Origin of the sequence: Nocardia sp. NPDC059195, assembly GCF_042754695.1 — a bacterium.
GTDB lineage: Bacteria > Actinomycetota > Actinomycetes > Mycobacteriales > Mycobacteriaceae > Nocardia.
On the sequence record NZ_JBHZBG010000003.1, the window covers coordinates 241,913 to 259,103 of the forward strand.

At 67.3% G+C, this 17,191-nt stretch carries 15 protein-coding genes and 1 pseudogene; 7 read left to right on the forward strand and 9 right to left on the reverse strand.

Going from position 1 to position 17,191, the window contains the following annotated elements:
* Nucleotides 1-196: 196 nt before the first annotated feature.
* Nucleotides 197-1,621, forward strand: coding sequence for an MDR family MFS transporter (locus ACFXKN_RS05900; RefSeq protein ID WP_378950237.1), 1,425 nt, complete (start codon nt 197-199; stop codon nt 1,619-1,621).
* 9 nt (nt 1,622-1,630) lie between these two features.
* Here the strand turns inward: ACFXKN_RS05900 and ACFXKN_RS05905 are convergent, their stop codons facing one another.
* The 3 genes from ACFXKN_RS05905 to ACFXKN_RS05915 are packed head-to-tail and all read right to left on the reverse strand — an operon-like array spanning nt 1,631 to nt 4,238.
* Nucleotides 1,631-2,254, reverse strand: coding sequence for a hypothetical protein (locus ACFXKN_RS05905; RefSeq protein WP_378950239.1), 624 nt, complete (start codon nt 2,252-2,254; stop codon nt 1,631-1,633).
* A 55-nt stretch (nt 2,255-2,309) separates the two neighbouring features.
* Nucleotides 2,310-3,167 (reverse strand): metal-dependent hydrolase, encoded by an 858-nt coding sequence (locus ACFXKN_RS05910; RefSeq protein WP_378950241.1) that lies wholly within the window; start codon nt 3,165-3,167, stop codon nt 2,310-2,312.
* 12 nt (nt 3,168-3,179) lie between these two features.
* Entirely contained in the window at nt 3,180-4,238 is a 1,059-nt protein-coding gene (locus ACFXKN_RS05915; RefSeq protein WP_378950243.1) for a TetR family transcriptional regulator, read from the reverse strand.
* A 100-nt stretch (nt 4,239-4,338) separates the two neighbouring features.
* On the opposite strand from ACFXKN_RS05915, the gene ACFXKN_RS05920 reads away from it, so the two are divergent.
* Complete coding sequence (locus ACFXKN_RS05920) at nt 4,339-4,689, forward strand: hypothetical protein (protein WP_378950245.1); 351 nt, start codon at nt 4,339-4,341, stop codon at nt 4,687-4,689.
* Between the two features lie 65 nt (nt 4,690-4,754).
* Here the strand turns inward: ACFXKN_RS05920 and ACFXKN_RS05925 are convergent, their stop codons facing one another.
* Nucleotides 4,755-5,750: a hypothetical protein gene (locus ACFXKN_RS05925; protein ID WP_378950247.1), complete on the reverse strand. Its 996-nt coding sequence runs from the start codon at nt 5,748-5,750 to the stop codon at nt 4,755-4,757.
* A 127-nt stretch (nt 5,751-5,877) separates the two neighbouring features.
* The gene (locus tag ACFXKN_RS05930) at nt 5,878-7,293 is read right to left on the reverse strand and encodes an amino acid permease (RefSeq protein ID WP_378950249.1); all 1,416 of its coding nucleotides are present in this window, start codon (nt 7,291-7,293) and stop codon (nt 5,878-5,880) included.
* 145 nt (nt 7,294-7,438) lie between these two features.
* On the opposite strand from ACFXKN_RS05930, the gene ACFXKN_RS05935 reads away from it, so the two are divergent.
* On the forward strand, nt 7,439-8,431 hold the full coding sequence (locus ACFXKN_RS05935; protein WP_378950251.1) for an LLM class flavin-dependent oxidoreductase: 993 nt from the start codon (nt 7,439-7,441) through the stop codon (nt 8,429-8,431).
* 14 nt (nt 8,432-8,445) lie between these two features.
* Here the strand turns inward: ACFXKN_RS05935 and ACFXKN_RS05940 are convergent, their stop codons facing one another.
* On the reverse strand, nt 8,446-9,273 hold the full coding sequence (locus tag ACFXKN_RS05940) for an NADPH-dependent oxidoreductase (protein ID WP_378950253.1): 828 nt from the start codon (nt 9,271-9,273) through the stop codon (nt 8,446-8,448).
* A 134-nt stretch (nt 9,274-9,407) separates the two neighbouring features.
* On the opposite strand from ACFXKN_RS05940, the gene ACFXKN_RS05945 reads away from it, so the two are divergent.
* Nucleotides 9,408-9,986: a pyridoxamine 5'-phosphate oxidase family protein gene (locus ACFXKN_RS05945; RefSeq protein WP_378950256.1), complete on the forward strand. Its 579-nt coding sequence runs from the start codon at nt 9,408-9,410 to the stop codon at nt 9,984-9,986.
* Nucleotides 9,987-9,988: 2 nt separating this feature from the next.
* Here the strand turns inward: ACFXKN_RS05945 and ACFXKN_RS05950 are convergent, their stop codons facing one another.
* On the reverse strand, nt 9,989-10,987 hold the full coding sequence (locus tag ACFXKN_RS05950) for an SMP-30/gluconolactonase/LRE family protein (protein ID WP_378950258.1): 999 nt from the start codon (nt 10,985-10,987) through the stop codon (nt 9,989-9,991).
* Nucleotides 10,988-11,284: 297 nt separating this feature from the next.
* On the opposite strand from ACFXKN_RS05950, the pseudogene ACFXKN_RS05955 reads away from it, so the two are divergent.
* A pseudogene (locus tag ACFXKN_RS05955) lies at nt 11,285-12,691 on the forward strand (RNA-guided endonuclease InsQ/TnpB family protein); the annotation flags it as partial.
* 71 nt (nt 12,692-12,762) lie between these two features.
* On the forward strand, nt 12,763-13,509 hold the full coding sequence (locus ACFXKN_RS05960) for a M50 family metallopeptidase (protein ID WP_378950260.1): 747 nt from the start codon (nt 12,763-12,765) through the stop codon (nt 13,507-13,509).
* Here ACFXKN_RS05960 and ACFXKN_RS05965 read toward each other — a convergent pair.
* The gene (locus ACFXKN_RS05965; RefSeq protein WP_379432524.1) at nt 13,500-14,042 is read right to left on the reverse strand and encodes a gluconokinase; all 543 of its coding nucleotides are present in this window, start codon (nt 14,040-14,042) and stop codon (nt 13,500-13,502) included. The two genes, ACFXKN_RS05960 and ACFXKN_RS05965, sit on opposite strands and share 10 nt — an antisense overlap.
* Nucleotides 14,043-14,095: 53 nt before the next feature.
* Nucleotides 14,096-16,099 carry a CocE/NonD family hydrolase gene (locus tag ACFXKN_RS05970; RefSeq protein ID WP_379432645.1) on the reverse strand — a complete coding sequence of 668 codons (2,004 nt, stop codon included), beginning with the start codon at nt 16,097-16,099 and terminating at the stop codon, nt 14,096-14,098.
* 283 nt (nt 16,100-16,382) lie between these two features.
* Between ACFXKN_RS05970 and ACFXKN_RS05975 the strand changes: the two genes are divergently transcribed.
* Entirely contained in the window at nt 16,383-17,186 is an 804-nt protein-coding gene (locus tag ACFXKN_RS05975; protein ID WP_378950264.1) for a VOC family protein, read from the forward strand.
* Nucleotides 17,187-17,191 lie beyond the last annotated feature (5 nt).

Sequence of the window (17,191 nt, forward strand, 5' to 3'; positions counted from 1 at the left end):
TGGCGATCGGGAACCGCAGAGCGCCGCCTCCCAGCCCGCCCCGCGTCCGGTGCCGTCCTCGCTCGGCGAGGTTCGCCGAGGACTGAGACCGCGCCGGCCGCCGATCGCGTCACACCCTGGGAAAATGGCGCGCGGGAACAACCATGCGGCCGATACCTTGAACCGAGTGGTTAGTCAGAGCAATGAGAGGACCTCGGTGGCGACCGATACCGTGAGCCCGGCCGTCGGCCTGCGTTCGGAACGAGGTGCGATTCTCGCCTCGCTCATGCTCTCCACCGGGCTGGTCGCCCTCGACTCGACCATCATCGCGACCGCGGTCCTCACCATCACCGACACCCTCGGCGGGTTCGCGATGTTCCCGTGGTTGTTCTCCATCTACCTTCTCGCGCAGGCTGTTACGGTGCCGATCTACGGCAAGCTCGCCGATATGGTGGGGCGCAAGCCGGTCATCCTGTTCGGGATCGTGGCGTTCGCGGTGGGGTCACTGCTGTGCGGACTGGCCACGAGCATGGTGGCGCTCATCGCTTTTCGGGCGATCCAGGGCATCGGGGCGGGTGCGATCCAGCCGATGACCATGGTGATCGCCGGTGACCTGTACACGCTGGCCGAACGCGCCAAGGTCCAGGGTTATCTGGCCGGGGTGTGGGCGAGCTCGGCCGTGCTCGGGCCGCTGCTCGGCGGTCTGTTCGCCGACCATCTGAGCTGGCGGTGGATCTTCCTGATCAACCTGCCGCTGTGCGCGGTCGCGGGCTGGATGTTGGTGCGCCACTTCACCGAATCGGCGGTGCGCAGCACCCAGCGAATCGACTACCTCGGCGCGATCCTGCTCACCGTCGGGGCGGGTGCCTTGATCCTGGCCTTGCTCGAAGGTGGGCAGGCGTGGCAGTGGACCTCGCCGATCTCCCTGACCCTGTTCGTGGGCAGCGTGGCGGTGCTCGTACTGTTCGCGGTCGTCGAGTTGCGGACAGCGAATCCGATTCTGCCGCTGTGGATCTTCACCCGGCGGGTGGTGATCGCGAGCAGCACGGTCTCCCTGCTGGTCGGCGCCGTCGTGCTCGGATTGACCTCGTATGTGCCGACGTTCGCCCAGGGCGTGCTCGGGACGAGCGCGCTGGTGGCCGGTCTCACCGTCGGTGGACTCACCCTCGGCTGGCCGCTCGCCGCCACCCTGTCCGGAAAGCTGTACCTGCGCTGGGGCTTTCGCATCAGCGGCGTGATCGGCAGCACGATCGCCGTGCTCGGCTGCGCGACCACGCTACTCGTTGGCCCCCAGGCGAGCCCCTGGCAGATCGCGGCCTCGTGTTTCCTGATCGGCAGCGGCATGGGCCTGGTCGCCTCCCCCACCCTCATTGCGGCACAGGCCAGCGCGCAATGGCACGAACGTGGCGTCGTCACCTCCGCCAATATGTTCGCCCGCTCCCTCGGTAGCGCGCTGGGCGTGGCGGTGTTCGGCGCCATCGTCAACGCGGGCATCCGCGACCCCGACCACCCGGCATCCAGCGAACTCGCCCACGGCATCCACCTGGTGTTCGTCGCCATGCTGGCCATGGCTGTGATCATGCTCATCGCCGCCGCGACCATGCCGGGCCGCGCATCCGGTGGCCGCGCCCCGGTCACCTAGCGTCGGCGCTCAGCCGTGCGGATCCGGTTGCGGGGTGTCGCGACGATCGAACTCCTTGCGCGTCTCTTTGAGGGTTGCGAGCCGTTCGTTCAGATCGATATCGGCGGCTGATTCGAGCCCGAGATCCTCTCGAATCCCGCTACGTAGCAGGCGCACGGCGAATCCCAGAGTGTCGTTCACGTAGAAATCCACCGCCGCGACCGCCGCGGGATCGCTCGCGTCCACTTCGAGCACCGCTCGATGGCCGATGCCGAGGCAACGATTCGCCTCGGACGCGAAGTCGATCGCCCGATCCGACAACACCATCTGCGCACGTGAATAGCTCTCGCGCAGGGTATCCCACGCCCCCTCCAGTCCGGCGAGGTCAGGATTACGCCCATCGCGCTTCTCATCGAGGTAGCTGCGTGCCGCGGCACGCAGGGAATGAGCCGCGGTGTTGAGAGCCGCGTAGATCACTCGCTTCTCATCGGTCGCCTCTTTGCGACCGAGCTCGCGCAGTTCCTCTGTTCGATAGACACGCTGCATCTGCGCGTCGATCCGCTTGCTGCGAATCGCGAACACCTGCGTGACGATTCCGCCACCGAGCGTGCCGACCACAGTGATCGCGGCGACTGACACATTGGTCCAATCCATACCGGCGATTCTTCCTGCCTACCACCACCATTCGCTACCCGCGGGTCGCTACGCGTCAGTGGAGATGGTCGGTCAGGGAGCCATCGGTGCCGAACAGTTCGGTGGTCCACCGTTCGAGGACGGCGGCGTTGTCGACATCGTCGGGATGGAATCCCGGCCGGAGGTAGTCGCGCACGCGGCGGCGGACCGACCGCGCGACGAACGGGGAATGCCGAAGCTTCGCCAGACTCTTGCCGAGCACGAGCGGGTGATAGGCCGTGCGGTCACCCAGCAGTGACACCGCGGTGTGCGCGGCGATGCCGGCACCGAACAGGGCGATGATCGCTCCCATCACGATGATTCGCCGTCGTTCGCCACCACCGACACTGCGATAGACATCGAAGGCGACGGCACGGTGTTCGGATTCCTCGACGGCGTGCCACAGCAGCATGGACCGGACCTCGGTCGAGCCCAGCAGCTGGCGGGCGCGTTCGTCGGTGAGCAGGGTTTCGGCGAGCACCGCGGTGAAATGCTCCAGTGCGACCGTCATCGCCAGGCACGTCAACGGCGAGAAGACCCGTTCGTAGGTGGCGAGGATCCGATGTGTGGTGCGGTCCTCCCATCGGGTCGGGTAGCCCATCTGCGCGAGCCGCTCGTTGAGCACGCGGTGCTCGCGACCGTGGGTCACTTCCTGTCCGACGAAACCGCGAACCTCACGCAGGAGGCCCGGATCGGTGATCTCGTCCGCGAACGTGCGCACCGAGCGGACGAAGAACTCCTCGCCTTCGGGAAACGTCGCGGACAGGTAGGCGATCAGATGGCTCGAGACCAGGTCACCGTCGACGTAGTGGCGATCCAATGATCCACTGGGATAGTCGAAGCGGATGCGACGGACTCGGGGCAGGCGTTTTCCGGCGGTCGGTTCGTGTGCCATGGGAACTCCGTTTCAGGCGTCTGCCGGTGCTGGATCGTCGGCGAGCTGGGCGCGCACCATCGTCTTGAACAGGTCGAGGACCGCCGCGGCGTCGTAGGGCTGGTGACCGGGCAGTGAATCGGCGACGGCCAGCCCTGTCATCAGCGAATACACCAGGTGCAGCGTGGTTCTCGGATCGAATTCGATGTCGGGGAACAGCGCGGCGTAGACGTGCTCGCTCGCGGCAAGGAAGTGGCGGTCCATCGCCGCGACGGCGGTAGCCAGCTCGGGATCGGTGCGGGCCGCGGTCCACAATTCGTTCCAGGCGAGAAAAGTGGGTCGCGAATACATCGCCCACAACATGTCCAGGGCACTGTCGATGGGGTCGGCGGTGGGGTCCCGACGCGCCATGGACTCCTGATACTCCTCGATCCGACGGTCGAACGCGTGGCCGACCGCCGCGGTGAGCAGTTCGGATTTGGCGGGAAAATGGTGCAGCAGGGCGCCCATCGACACCCCTGCGCGATGAGCGACCTCACTGGTCGTCGTCCCACGAAAGCCGAACTCCACCAACGCGTCGAACGCCGCGTCGAGGACGACGCGGCGCGTCTCACTCCGTCGTTCGGCCTGCGTTCGCCGGATTCGCTGTGTCGACATGACATCAGCATCGCACAATAAACCGTAAACAGACACGGTTTCTTCTAAGTTAACCCCGGCGATGCCGGGCCGCCCGATGACCGTCTCGACCGGCGGAAATGCCGCGACGGCAGCCGGATCTATCTCCGCGAGGTGGCGCAGAACTCGCACCATCGACCACCACATCGGCTCCGTGTCACCGGCCAGCGCCACGATCCCGGCGACCGAGCCGGCGGCCTCCGCCACGCGCGGCGCGATCCTGCCGCCCATGCTGTGGCCGACCAGATGGATTCGCCTCGCATCGACATCCGTCGCCGCGCTGAGGATTTCGATCGCAGCAAGGGCATGGGGAAGGTATTCCTCACGCAGGGTGAACTCCGCTGTGGCCGCGACCGTGTCGGCATGGGTGAGGGTGACCTTGTCGAAGCGCAGGACCGCGATGCCGCGGCAGGCCAATCCCCACGCGAGGTCGCGGTAGATCTGGTTCGGGCCGATCGTTCCATCACGGTCGAACGCGCCGCCACCGGACAGGAGGACGACCGCCGGGTGCGGGCCCGTGCGCGGGGCGGTCGAACGGCGCTACCGGCTGCGCCGCGAACGCGCGCGCATCGACGGCGCCGCCGTGACCCCGACGGACCAGCGCCAGATCTTCGTCGCCGCGATGGCCACGCTGCTCGCCGAATTCGACGCCTATATCACCGATGACCGCGCCGATCCGGTGGACGACCTCGTCGGTTTTCGACAGCACTCGCTGTGGCTCGACCCCGACGAACTCGCGCAGCTGATCACCGGCCTGCGCGCCGCGATCGCACCGCAGTTCGACAACGCGGCGACGCCGGGTCGGTCCGAGAATCTGCTCAGCCCGATCCTGTTTCCGCTCAACCGGGGACCCGAAGCCACCGCGTAGAAACTCCGGGATCGCCGACCGAGGTCGGGCGATCCGCCGCACCGGGCGGGTGCGGCGGATCGCGGTCAGTCCTGCTGTTTGTGAACCACATCGACCAGCTCGTCGGGAGCGAACTCGACGACGCGGCGGACGCGCGAGTTGGCTACCGGGGCGAGGTCGACGGTGATCGGACCGGTCGGGGCATAGTGGGCTATCGCGGTGATGCGGTCTTGGAGGTGGCCCCCGTCGGGGACGGGAACGCGGATGATGTCACCGACCGCAAGGGCTTCGGCGCGGAGTTGGCCGCCGGTGGCAGCCGGGTCGAGGGTGCCACACCGGGTGTGGCCGACGGTGGCGCCGAGCCCGCGTTCGGCGATGGTCCACCAGACGACCGCCTCGGGTTCCTCGGATCCGATGCGCCGGTGCCAGGACAGGATTCGGTCGCGTTCGGCTTCGGCGGCGGCGCGGGTTTCGTGCAGGGACAGCTGACGGCGAACCGGGGCGTTGCGGGGACGGGTGGTGCCCGCGGCACCGTCGACGACCAGGATCCAGCGCGCGCCGACGGCGTCGTCGCGGCGGGCGGTGACTCGTTTGGCCAGGGCGAGACCCGGGGTGGCACCGAGGCGGTCGGCGGCTTCCTCGATGCTCTCGACCAACCCCAGCGCGCGCAGCAGCTCGGCGACCGACAGTTCCGAGGTGGCCAGTTCCTGGGCGAGTGCGGGCATGGGAGTGCGTCTGCGCCAGCCGATGCGGGCGCAGTGCTCGTGCCGGGTGAACCACAGGCCGCTGCGGGAGCGGCGGTGGTGGTCGATCACTACCGCCCACCAGTCCCACTCCGGCTCGGCGACAAGGCGTGTGCGGATCCAGCGCTCCCGTTCGGCGGTCGCTACCCGTTCCTCTGGTGGCACGAAATTCCGCAGTGCGGTGCGCACCGCCGATTCGGTGCGCCCCACCGTGATCGCCGTGCGGGCGAGATCGGCACCCGCGCGCAGATCGTCGGCCAGTATCCGGTATTCCGATTCCCGCCAGGTGGTTCCGTGCTGGCGTGGCGGCCGCAGATCGCCGCTGTTCTCGTCACTCATCTCGTGTGCCCCCGTTCTCGCACCGCCCGGCCACACTCGCGTCCGGGCTGGTTGTGTGACACTTCGACGATACCGGGGGGGTATGACAGAAAACGGCTCTCTGCCAGCGGCTTTCCAGCAAACGGGGCTATCGGGTGTGCACGGCCTCGCGGCGGCCGAAGGCGTAATAGCCCGCGCATACCAGTGCCGCCCAGACCGCGCCGACGACCAGCGCGGTGCGTCCACCATCGGTCCACAGCAACAGAACCACGACCAAGCCGAGGAAACCCAGTGCGGCCCAGGTGGTTACGGGCGCACCAGGCAGCCGGTAGTCGCTACCGGGCAGTTCGCCCGCCCGCACCTTGGCGCGATACTTGCTGTGGCACACCAGAATCACGCTCCACACGACGATGATGCCGACGGTGCTCACCGAGGTGATGTAGGCGAAGGCCTTGTCCGGCGAGATCAGGTTCACCAGCACCCCGATCACCATCGCGCCCGCCGAGGCGCAGATGCCGGTGAACGGCACCGACTGCTTGCTCAGCGTCGCGAATTTCGCGGGCGCTTCGTCGCGCAGAGCCAGGCTGCGCAGCATCCGGCCGGTGGAGTAGATGCCGGAGTTGCATGAGGAAAGCGCCGCGGTGAGCAGCACGAAGTTGATGATGCCCGCCGCGGCGGGGATACCGATCTGCTCGAACACCTCGACGAACGGGCTGCGGCCCGCGTGGAAGCTGCGCCAGCTCGCCACCGACATGATCACCACGAGCGCACCGACATAGAACAGCCCGATGCGGAACGGCAGGGTGTTGATCGCCTTGCGCAGGGTGGTCTTCGGGTCGCGGGCCTCCCCCGCCGTCACACCGACCAGTTCGACACCGACATAGGCGAACACGACGATCTGCAAGACCAGCAGGGTCTGGCCGAAGCCGTGCGGGAACATCCCGCCGTCGGCCCACAGATTGGTCACCGTCGGGTCGGCGGCATGACCGAAACCGAAAACCAGGACACCGATGCCGATCAGGATCATCGCGAGGATGGCGGTGATCTTGATGGCGGAGAACCAGAACTCGCCCTCGCCGAAGAACCGCACCGAGATCAGGTTCGCGGCGAACAGCACCGCGAGCACTACCAGCGCGGTCACCCACTGCGGGATGTCGAACCAGTACTGGACGTAGTGACCGGCCACGGTGATCTCGGCCATGCAGGTGGACACCCACACCGCCCAGTACGACCAGCCGGTCGCGAAACCGGCGAAACGACCGAGGAACTCGTGCGCGTACTCGGCGAAACTGCCCGACACGGGGCGGTAGGTCAGCAGCTCGCCGAGCGCGCGCATGATGACGAAGATCGCCAGACCGGCAGCGAGGTAGGCCAGGATCAGCGACGGACCTGCCTGTTCGATCGCCGCGCCGGAGCCGTAGAACAGGCCGGTGCCGATCGCACCGCCGATGGCGATCATCTGGATGGTGCGCGGGTTCAGGCCGCGCTCGTATCCCTCCGATCCGGCCGTCTGGGCGGGCGCCTCGGCGGCATCCGTGGATAGGCCGGAGCCGTCAGCTGACATCGAACAGTCCTTCCGTCGCATCGGTCAGTCGTGCACGCTACCGCCCGGCTACCGTGGCCGGTGTCACCGCCACCGGTGCGCGGAAATACCGGCGGCCCGGCGCGGGTTGGCTTCCATAGGGGTTGATACACACTCGAGGAGGCTCATGAGCGCCGTCACGCTGTCGGTTCTGGATCTGGCACCGGTGCAGTCCGATGCGACGGCGGGTGCGGCGTTGCACGCGACGACGCGCTTCGCACAGCACGCCGAAGAGCAGGGCTTTCGCCGGTTCTGGGTGGCCGAGCATCACAACATGCCCGGCATCGCGAGTGCGGCGCCCGCGGTGGTGCTGGCGCATCTGGCCGCTTCCACCTCGCGGATCAGGGTCGGTTCGGGCGGGGTGATGCTGCCGAATCATCCGCCGCTGGTGGTCGCCGAACAGTTCGGCACCCTCGAGTCGCTGCATCCCGGACGGATCGATCTCGGGATCGGACGCGCACCCGGCACCGATCCAGTGACCGCGCGCGCACTGCGCCGCAGTGCCGAAGGGCTCGGCGGTGACGCGTTTCCCCAGGAGCTCACCGCGCTGATCGGCTTCTTCCGTGGCGCCGATCCGAACGGGATCGTGGCAAGCCCTGGACTCGGCGCGGAACCGGAGGTGTGGTTGCTCGGTTCGAGTGGCTACAGCGCACAGGTCGCCGCGGTGCTGGGTCTGCCGTTCGCGTTCGCCCACCACATCGCGCCGGACAACACCGTCGCCGCGCTGACGCTCTACCGCGACAACTTCCGGCCGTCGCAGACCCTGAGCGAGCCGTACACGATCGTGGCCGCCTCCGCGATCTGCGCCGACACCGACGCCGAGGCCGACCGCCTCGCCGCACCCCGTGATCTCGCCTTCGCCAACTTGCGCTCGGGTCGTCCGCAGGCACTGGCCACGCCGGAGCAGGCAGCGGGCTTCCCCGGCAACGACGCCGAACGCCACTTCGCCGCGCAGCGCGGGGCCGGGCAGTTGCAGGGTTCGCCGGAGACGGTACGTGCCCAGGCGGCGCAGCTGCTCGACGCCACCTCCCCCGACGAGCTCATGCTCAACACCCTCGTCTACGACCTCGACGCCCGCATCCGCTCGCTCGACCTGACGAAGAAGGCGATCGACGGCTGAGCGGTCCTGCCCGCTCAGCGCAGCCGGAATCCCCTGGCGGCCAAGGACTCCCGTAGACGGTGACGGCCGTTGAGGGATGCCGCCGAGGCCAAGCGGGCCAGGGTGCGCTCGGTCCACGAGAACGGCAGGCCCTGATCGGTGTAGATCTCGCCGATCCGCTGTTCGTACTCGGCGACCGGCGCACGCTGGGCGAGGAGGTCGTAGGTCTCGTGGTGCAGCACCGCCGCCTGCGATAGGCGCGGCTTGACCCTGGTGCCCTCCGCCGGGTCCGGGTGGCCGACAACCAGGCCGAAGACCGCGAAGACGTGATCGGGCAGATTCAGCTCGGCCGCGACCGCTTCCGGGTCGTTGCGCAGCGCGCCGATGTAGACCGTGCCCAGGCCGAGGGATTCGGCGGCCACCACCGCGTTCTGCGCGGCGAGCGCGGCGTCGACGAAACCGACGTAGCTGGATTCGAGGTAGTCGGCGCCTTCCAGCGGAGCGCCGTGATCGTCGGCGAGCTGACGTAGCCGGGCGAAGTCGGCGGTCCACACCAGTAGCACCGGCGCCTGCTCGATATGAGCCTGACCACCCGCTATCGCGGCCAGCCTGGCCCGGCGCGCCGGATCACGCACCTCGATGACGCTCCACACCTGCAGGTTCGACGAGGTGGCCGCGGATTGCGCGGCCGACACCAACAGCCGAATCGTCTCCGGCGACACGGCATCCGGGAGATAGCGGCGCACCGACTTGTGCGCGTGCAGGACCTCGAGCACCGGATTCCATTGGGCGGGAATCTCGGTGGCCTGGTCCGCGTAGCGTTGCTGGACGGGGTGGGCGGGGCTCGGTGCGGTCTGCGTCATAGGAGACATCGTCGGACACCGCGCGGTCGGCGTCTGCGGTAACCCTCACCGTGAACCGAACGGCCGTCCCAATTCGATGGGTCGATACAGTGGACGCGGGGAGCTCACCGACTGGTGGGACAAGAGAGTGTGCAATGGGCAAGGTGTTCGATCGGATCGACGACAAGCTGCGGGCATTCATCACCGAACAGCCGATGTTCTTCATCGGCACCGCTCCCTCCGTCGGCGGCCACGTCAACGTCTCCCCCAAGGGTTATCGCGATACCTTCGCCGTGATCGACGACCACACCGTCGCCTACCTGGATCTGTTCGGCAGCGGTTCGGAAACGATCGCCCACCTGCGCGACAACGGCCGGATCACCGTGATGTTCTGCTCGTTCACCCGCACCGCCCGCATCCTCCGGCTCTTCGGCGCAGGCCGCGTCGTTCGCCCCGACTCCGACGAATTCGACACGCTGCGTGAATATTTCGGCACCGGCCACACCGGCATCCGGTCGGTGGTGAAGATCTCGGTCGACCGGATCGCCGACTCGTGTGGCTGGTCGGTGCCCAAATTGGACCTCGTCGAGGAGCGCTTCATCCTCGACGAGGCCCACACCCGCCGCACCGACGCCGATTTCGCCCGGCGCATCGCCGGTGACAACGCCACCAGCATCGACGGGCTGCCCGCGCTCGAGCCGGACCATCCGGTGCCGTCCAGCGTTCGCCGCTGAGGTCAGGTCGCCGGTACCGAGGTCACCGCGATCGCGGGTTCGGACAGGCTGCCCAGGTAGAGGGTGCCGTTGTGTTCGGCCACCGCGGTGACCAACGCGTAGTCGGCGCCGTCGCGCTGCAGGTCGTGCACGATGGTGCCGTCGAAGTCGAGCGCGAGCACCCAGACCGATCGGACAGGGGCGGGTGTCAGCCGATCCGGCAGCGCGTCGACGATTCGGCGCACGATGCCGGGGAGCGGGAAGAGCTTGTCCAGCAACGGGTTACGTGGCGAGACGATGCCGACCCAGACCAGTCCGTCACTGCCGATCAGCATGTTGTCGGGTGAGCCGGGCAGGTTCTCGGCGACGTAGTCCGTGGTGCCTGCGCGCGGACCCGTCAGCCAGTATCGCGTGATCCGGTAGGACCCGGTCTCGGCGACCAGCACACAGGATCGGTCCGGGGCGAGTACCAGGCCATTGGCGAACTGGAGACCGTCGACGAGTACCTCCAGACGTCCGTCGGGATCGCGGCGGACCAGCTGTCCACTGCCGGAATGTTCCAGAATGTCGGTCATCCACTCCTCGAACGGCCACCGCCGCGACGAGATCGTGAAGTAGATCGTGCCGTCGTCGTCGCGAATCACATTGCTGGGGAACGCGATCGGGACACCGTCGAGCTCACCGACGACGACTTCCAGTTCGGCGCCCGCCTCGGCCAGGCCAAGGATGCCCCGGCCCGCGACGCAGATCAGCAGTGAGCCGTCGGCGTCGGCGTGCATGCCCAGTGGCCGGCCACCGGCGTCCGCGATCCGCTCGACCGTGCCACTCGCCGGATCGACCCGCCAGATCGCGCCGTCGTCGGTCCCGGTGACGAGCCGGCCGTCGGGCAGCACCACGACGTCCTCCGGGCCACTTCCCGGCAGCGGCAACAGCCGGGTCGGCGGCATCGGCGGATCGCTGTGGGTCTGGTGCGCACGAGCGGTGGGGCGCGGCGGAGTCCAGCGGAGAGGGCGCATCTGCATGCCCATTGCTATCACGACGGGGACCGTCACGGGGCCGGTGCGCGAATTGCACGTCCGGTACCGGCATTACCTCGAACAGCTACTCGTACAATGGATATGCCCGTAAGAGGGTGTCTGAGAGCGTGTCTGAGAACTTCGGTCATCGGAGTCCTCGGCGGTATGACACGACAGCGATCACGGCAAGGTGGACCATCCCCTATGAGGGGGCTGACGGCGTCTACACCTGTCGGCTCGCGAATCAGTGTCGGTGGCTTGTGTCACACTCGTCGATGATGAGCCGCCACACGACTCCGGTACTGCCTCGACCCCACGGTCGAGCAGTCCGACGTACTTGCCCGACATGCCGGTGCGGCTCGGTTCGCGTTCAACCAAAGCCTGCGTTTCGTGAAAACCGCACTCACCCACCGTAAAACCTGCCCAGAATATCCGGTCCCGTGGACCCGGTTCGATCTGATCAACGAGTTCAACACCTGGAAGAAGACCGAGGCCGCAGGCCGGGTATTCGCGGTTGGCGCGGACGGGGTCACCGAAGTACAGGTGACCGGGTTGGCGTGGCGTACGCAGGTGTGTCAGCAAGTTTTCGAGGAAGCCGCGGTTGACTGCGGTCGGGCCCTGGCCGCGTTCTCGGACTCCCGGACCGGCAAAAGCGCGGGTAAACGGGTCGGGTTTCCCCGATTCAAGAAGAAGGACAAAACCGTCCCGGCGTTTCGGATCCGCAACAAAAACAGCAAGGTTGGGCGGGCCGCGATCCGGATCGGCGACGACCAGATCGCTCGAGCGGTGACGTTGCCGGGGATCGGCGCGATCAGAGTGCGTGACGACACCCGCCGGTTGCGGCGGATGCTCGGCAAGCAACGGGCGAAGATCCTCTACGCCACGATCTCCTTTCGTGCACGACGCTGGTGGATCAGCCTGGCTACCGAAGCATCCGAACTGCACCCGGCACACCACCACCGGCCACGCGAACACGACGATGATGGTGGTTGGGTAGGGGTAGACTGCGGGTTGACCGCTTTCGCGGTCGCCGCATCCGCCGACGGAACCGAGGTCGCTCGCATCGACACCGCTCCCAAACCACTGGCCGCCGGACTGGATCGGCAACGACACCTGGCGAAGTCAGCGGCTCGGAAACAGAGAGGATCCCACAACCATCGGAAGGCGGTCGCCCGGCTGGCCCGCCACCATCACAGGGTCGCCAATATTCGTCGTCATTTCGCTCATCAGGTCACCAACAAGCTGGTCAAGACTCACGACCGGCTCGTTGTCGAAGACTTGAACGTGGCGGGGATGATCGGCAATCGTTGTCTGGCTCGCGCGATCAGCGATGTCGGCTGGGCTGACTTCGCTCGGCTGTTGGTCTACAAACAGGCATGGCGTGGTGGCACGGTCACCGTCGCGGATCGTTGGTATCCGTCGAGTAAACGCTGCTCGGCTTGCGGCACGGTCAACCCTGCCTTGTCGTTGTCTGATCGAGTATTCGTCTGCGGGTGTGGGTTTCGTGCCGACCGTGACCGTAACGCGGCGATCAACCTCGCCCAATGGCCGACGATGGAACAAGACTTTTCACGATCCCCGGACCCCCGAGCAGGAGGCCGGGTTACCAAAGTCCGCCGACGGGAAGGCACTGACCGACACCTTGTGGGTGTCGGTGAAACCGTCCCGGTTGACGCGGGAACCGAGGTTCACGCCACGCTTGTGGCGTGAACCGACAACGCCCGAGAAGGGCGGTGTCTGGAAACCATCGAGGTTTTCCAGACACGCTGTAAAGTGCGGCGGTGAACACCGGATCCGCCAGCTCACTGCTCGACCGTCTCCTCGCACCCCAACCCGCGCCCGCGTGGTGGCTGGTGCTCGCCACCGCCGCGGTGGCGCTGATCCTGGTCGGATACCGACCGCTGTGGCGGCTGACCAGGGCCGCGGTGACGGTGGCGCATGAGGGTGGCCACGCGTTGGTCGCGCTGCTCACCGGACGCAGGCTGCACGCGATCACCCTGCACACCGATACTTCGGGGCTGACGGTATCGAGCGGCAAACCGAGTGGCCCCGGAATGATCCTCACCGCGGCGGCCGGGTACCCGGCGCCCGCGCTGCTCGGGCTGGGCTATGCGGCGCTGCTCGGGACGGGCCGGGTCACGGTGATGCTGTGGGCGACGCTGGTGATGCTGGCCGCGGTGCTGATCAAGGTGCGCAATATGTACGGGCTGCTCACGGTGGTGGTGCTCGGTGCGCTGGTGTTCGGGGTGTCCTGGTTCGGCAGCGATCTGCTGCAGGCCGCGTTCGCGTATCTGGCGGCGTGGTTCCTGCTGGCCGCCGCGGTGCGGCCGGTCTTCGAACTACAACGGAGCCGACGCAGGCAGCCTGGTCGCTCGGATTCCGATGCGGACCAGTTGGCTCGGTTGACGCACCTACCCGCGCTGCTGTGGGTGTTGTTCTTCACCGCCGTCTGTCTGGCGGCGCTGGTCGTGGGCGCGCTGCTGATGCTCGCGCCGGTCGAAGAGCTGCATCCGCTGCTTCAGCGGTGAGCGGCGATCCAGGCGTCGACGGCCTCGGAGACGAGCGCGCTCGGCGGCTGTAGCGCGTTGAGGGTGACGCCCACTTCGTCGGATTGCAGCGGTTCGAGGGTGTCGAGCTGGGAATCCAGCAGGATCGTCGGCATGAAATGGCCGAGTCGGCCGGTCATCCGCCGCAGCAGTTCCTCGCGGGTGGCGGCCAGGTGCACGAAATAGGTCTGCGGTGCCTTCGCGCGCAGGCGGTCACGGTAGATCCGCCGCAACGCAGAGCAGGTCGCTACTCCACCGGTTTGCTGGTGTTCGGCGAGCCAGTCTGCGACGGTGTCGAGCCAGGGCAGCCGGTCCTCGTCGGTGAGCGGAATGCCCGCGGCCATCTTCTCGATATTGGCCTGCGGATGGAAGTCGTCACCTTCGGCGTACGGGACCTCGAGACGGTCGGCGGTCAGCGCGCCGACCGTCGTCTTCCCGCATCCCGACACCCCCATCACCACGATGACAGGTTCGACCACAGCGACCTCCTCGTCGAAGAGAACTCGGCACAGCATGCCTACGCATCCTGCTCGATCGAGGGTAGTCGGCGGCGATTCCCCAGGGTCGGTCAGGGAATCGGGCGGTCGGTGGGCAGGTTGACGAAACTGGGCGCCGCGGGGTCGAGGCGAACGTGCTGGGGCTCGAGGCCGCTGGCGTTCAGCATCGGCCGGAACGGTAAGGCCTTGGGCGCGTTGCCCGCGAAGACGTCGATGCGCAGCCGGTGCCCCGGTGCCAGTACCGCCTGGGTCGGGATGACGGCGATGTCGATCGCGGTGGGTGCGCCGGGTACCACCGGGAGCAGCCGGTCGACGGTGAGCGGGTTGAAAGGCGCGGTGAAGTCGCCGTTGATCGAGCGTGCGCTGCGTCGTTCGTCGACGGCCCGCATCGACGAGGTGAGCTGGCCGGTGGTGAGCACGGTCGAGGTCCCGTCGGGTGCCACATCGTTGACGGTGACGTTCCAGAATCCGTCGGTGGCGTCGTGGATCGTGTTGAGCCGCACGTTGATCGGGCCCGAGATGACCGTCTGTTCGGTCAGCGGGGCGCTGGTGAAGGTGAGGCCGTTGCGTTCGGCGATGCGGGAGTCCTTCGCGCAGGTATCGAAGGCGGCCGTCATGCCCGCCGAGCCCTGCGCCGCGTCGCGCGAGCAGACTTGATTCAAACCTGGTGCGACGGTGAGTGTTTCGGTACTGGCCGGCCCGGTGGCGCTGAGCGATCCATCGTGCAGACTGTCCTCGGTGCTGCCGCTGGGCGCGGCGGACAGGTAGACGCGGCGATGCGTGACACCGGGCTGCGGGAACTCCTGCAGCGTAACCCAGCTACCGCCTTGCTGTTTCACCGTGACGGGCCCGAATTCTTCGATGCCGCTGTCGATGTCCTTGAGCCACTTGTCGAACCAGGCCCGCTGCAGCACGTCCAGGCGCGGAGGCGCGCCGGGAACACCGGTGCCTGCACCGGGATTGGCGTGATAGGTGTCGCCGACGATGAGCTGCTTGCGTCCGGCGGGCAGCGGGATCTGTTCGTAGAGTTTGGTCGCGCTGTTGGCGAAGATGTCGTGCCAGCCGCCGTAGACAAAGGTCGGCACCGTGACGTTCTCGGGGTGGCCCATGATCGCCTCGCGGAAGTCCGAGGTGTCGTCGAGCGCGCCGTCGAGCGCGGGCGGCATGTTCGACAGCGACGGCGTGAGCAGCGACTGGGCGAGCAGGTCGAAATTGGTGGTCGGATCGGCGATGCGGTCGTTGAACCAGGTCCAGTCGAAGCTGCCGTCGACCATGGAGGCCACGTCGGGGACGAGTTTGAGCTGGTTGACCGAGTTCAGCCACAGCGGCAGGAAGGTGGTGCCCACGCCGCCACCCGGGGCGACCACGTCACGCATGAGGTCGCTGCCCGGCTCGACCGGGAAGATCGCCTGCAGCGCGGGCGGTGCGTTCTCGGCGGCACGCAACTGGTTGATGCCGGAGTAGGAGCCGCCGCTCATCCCGATGCGGCCGTTCGACCACGGCTGCGTGGCCGCCCAGTCGATCACTTCGAGGGTGTCGAGCTGTTCGCGCGTACCGAGGGTGTCCCATTTACCCTGGGACAGCCCGGTTCCGCGTACGTCGGCCACGACGACGGTGTATCCGGCTCTGACGAGTTTGCGGTCGACGCCGAGCATGGTCTGGATCATGCCGCCGTCCAGTGCCTGCATGAGGTCACCGAAACCACTGATCGGGGTGGCGGACAGGTTCAGCCTGCGCACGATGTCGACGGCGGTGGACTGCAGGCCCGGAATCGCGGCGGCCGATTCGATCAGCCCGGTCATGAGTTTCGAATAGGGGGTCAGGCTGACGATTGCCGGCAGCGGCTTCTGCTCGATCACGCCGGCGGCGTCGGCGGGGCGGTAGACGTCGGCCTTGAGCACCACGCCGTCGCTCATCGTGATCTGGACGCCGCGCTCCACCCGCACCTCGGGGTAGGCGCCCGGCCCGTCGTGCAGGGCGGTCCACTTCGCGGCCGGCGCGTCCGGGGGCTGCCCACCGGCGGGACCACCGCCGCAGCCGAGCACGACGACCACCGCGAGGATGGTCGACAGCATCCGGACCAACCCGCGTTCCGAACCTTTACTCACCATGCATCGCTCCCGACCGGTTCGTCTCCAACGTTGACCAAGCCACCGCACGATCGGCGCGGAAACTGTAACAGCGGTAACGAGCTGGTCAGGCGATCCTCGGCCCGCTCGGGCTGTCGCTGTGAACACGCGTTGTTCCAGTTCAGCGCGGCTCCGGGCTCCTCCTTCTTGTCGGTGTCCGGTGGTTGACTTGCCTCGTGCCGGTGCGATTCGGGCCGGCCTTCATCCATCGCCGAGGAGGACGTTCGACATGCCGACACGCGACGAAGCCTGGCCGCAGGGAACTCCCTGCTGGATCGACTGTCAGGTGGACGACACCACCGCCGCCCGCGATTTCTACAGCACCCTGTTCGGCTGGGAGGTCCAGGACAGTCCCGCCGAAGCCGGTGGCTATCTCATGGCCACGCTCGACGGCCGCCCTGCGGCGGGCATCGGCCCGAAACCGCAGAACATGGCGGCGATGCCGTCGGTGTGGACCACCTACTTCGCCGCGCAGCGCGCCGACGAGATCGCCGAACGCGTGAGCTCCTCGGGCGGGCAGGTGTTCATGCCACCGTTCGATGTGCTCGACGTGGGACGCATGTTCATCGCCGCCGACCCGGCAGGCGGCGTATTCGGCGTGTGGGAAGCCAAGGCGCACAACGGTTCCGGCATATTCAACCAGAACGGTGCCTATTGCTGGAACGAACTGCACACTCCTGCCTACGAGCAGGCGCACGAGTTCTACAACAAGGTGTTCGGCTGGCAGTACAACGAAATCGGCGACGGGGAGACCTTCACCTATTCCACCTTCGCACTGCCCGGTGACAGCCGCGAAGTCGGCGGCATGATGGACGCCTCAGCGCTGAGCACCCCGCCCTACTGGCTCACCTGGATCCAGGTCGACGACGCCGACGGATCCCTGGCCAGGGCCACCGAGCTGGGCGCCTCGGTGATCATGGGCCCCGACGACAGCCCGTTCGGCCGGATGGGCATCCTAGCCGCGCCGCAGGGCGAGGTGTTCGGCGTGATCGATCCGGCCAAGGCGGTAGGCGAGGTACCCACCGGGTCCTGACATCG

Bases quoted from the DNA above. Each gene is read 5' to 3' on its own strand.
- ACFXKN_RS05905 (WP_378950239.1), bottom strand. From the start codon at position 2,254: ATGGATTGGACCAATGTGTCAGTCGCCGCGATCACTGTGGTCGGCACG.
- ACFXKN_RS05910 (WP_378950241.1), bottom strand. From the start codon at position 3,167: ATGGCACACGAACCGACCGCCGGAAAACGCCTGCCCCGAGTCCGTCGC.
- ACFXKN_RS05925 (WP_378950247.1), bottom strand. From the start codon at position 5,750: ATGAGTGACGAGAACAGCGGCGATCTGCGGCCGCCACGCCAGCACGGA.
- ACFXKN_RS05930 (WP_378950249.1), bottom strand. From the start codon at position 7,293: ATGTCAGCTGACGGCTCCGGCCTATCCACGGATGCCGCCGAGGCGCCC.
- ACFXKN_RS05935 (WP_378950251.1), top strand. From the start codon at position 7,439: ATGAGCGCCGTCACGCTGTCGGTTCTGGATCTGGCACCGGTGCAGTCC.
- ACFXKN_RS05940 (WP_378950253.1), bottom strand. From the start codon at position 9,273: ATGACGCAGACCGCACCGAGCCCCGCCCACCCCGTCCAGCAACGCTAC.
- ACFXKN_RS05945 (WP_378950256.1), top strand. From the start codon at position 9,408: ATGGGCAAGGTGTTCGATCGGATCGACGACAAGCTGCGGGCATTCATC.
- ACFXKN_RS05950 (WP_378950258.1), bottom strand. From the start codon at position 10,987: ATGCAGATGCGCCCTCTCCGCTGGACTCCGCCGCGCCCCACCGCTCGT.
- ACFXKN_RS05965 (WP_379432524.1), bottom strand. From the start codon at position 14,042: ATGCTGTGCCGAGTTCTCTTCGACGAGGAGGTCGCTGTGGTCGAACCT.
- ACFXKN_RS05970 (WP_379432645.1), bottom strand. From the start codon at position 16,099: ATGCTGTCGACCATCCTCGCGGTGGTCGTCGTGCTCGGCTGCGGCGGT.
- ACFXKN_RS05975 (WP_378950264.1), top strand. From the start codon at position 16,383: ATGCCGACACGCGACGAAGCCTGGCCGCAGGGAACTCCCTGCTGGATC.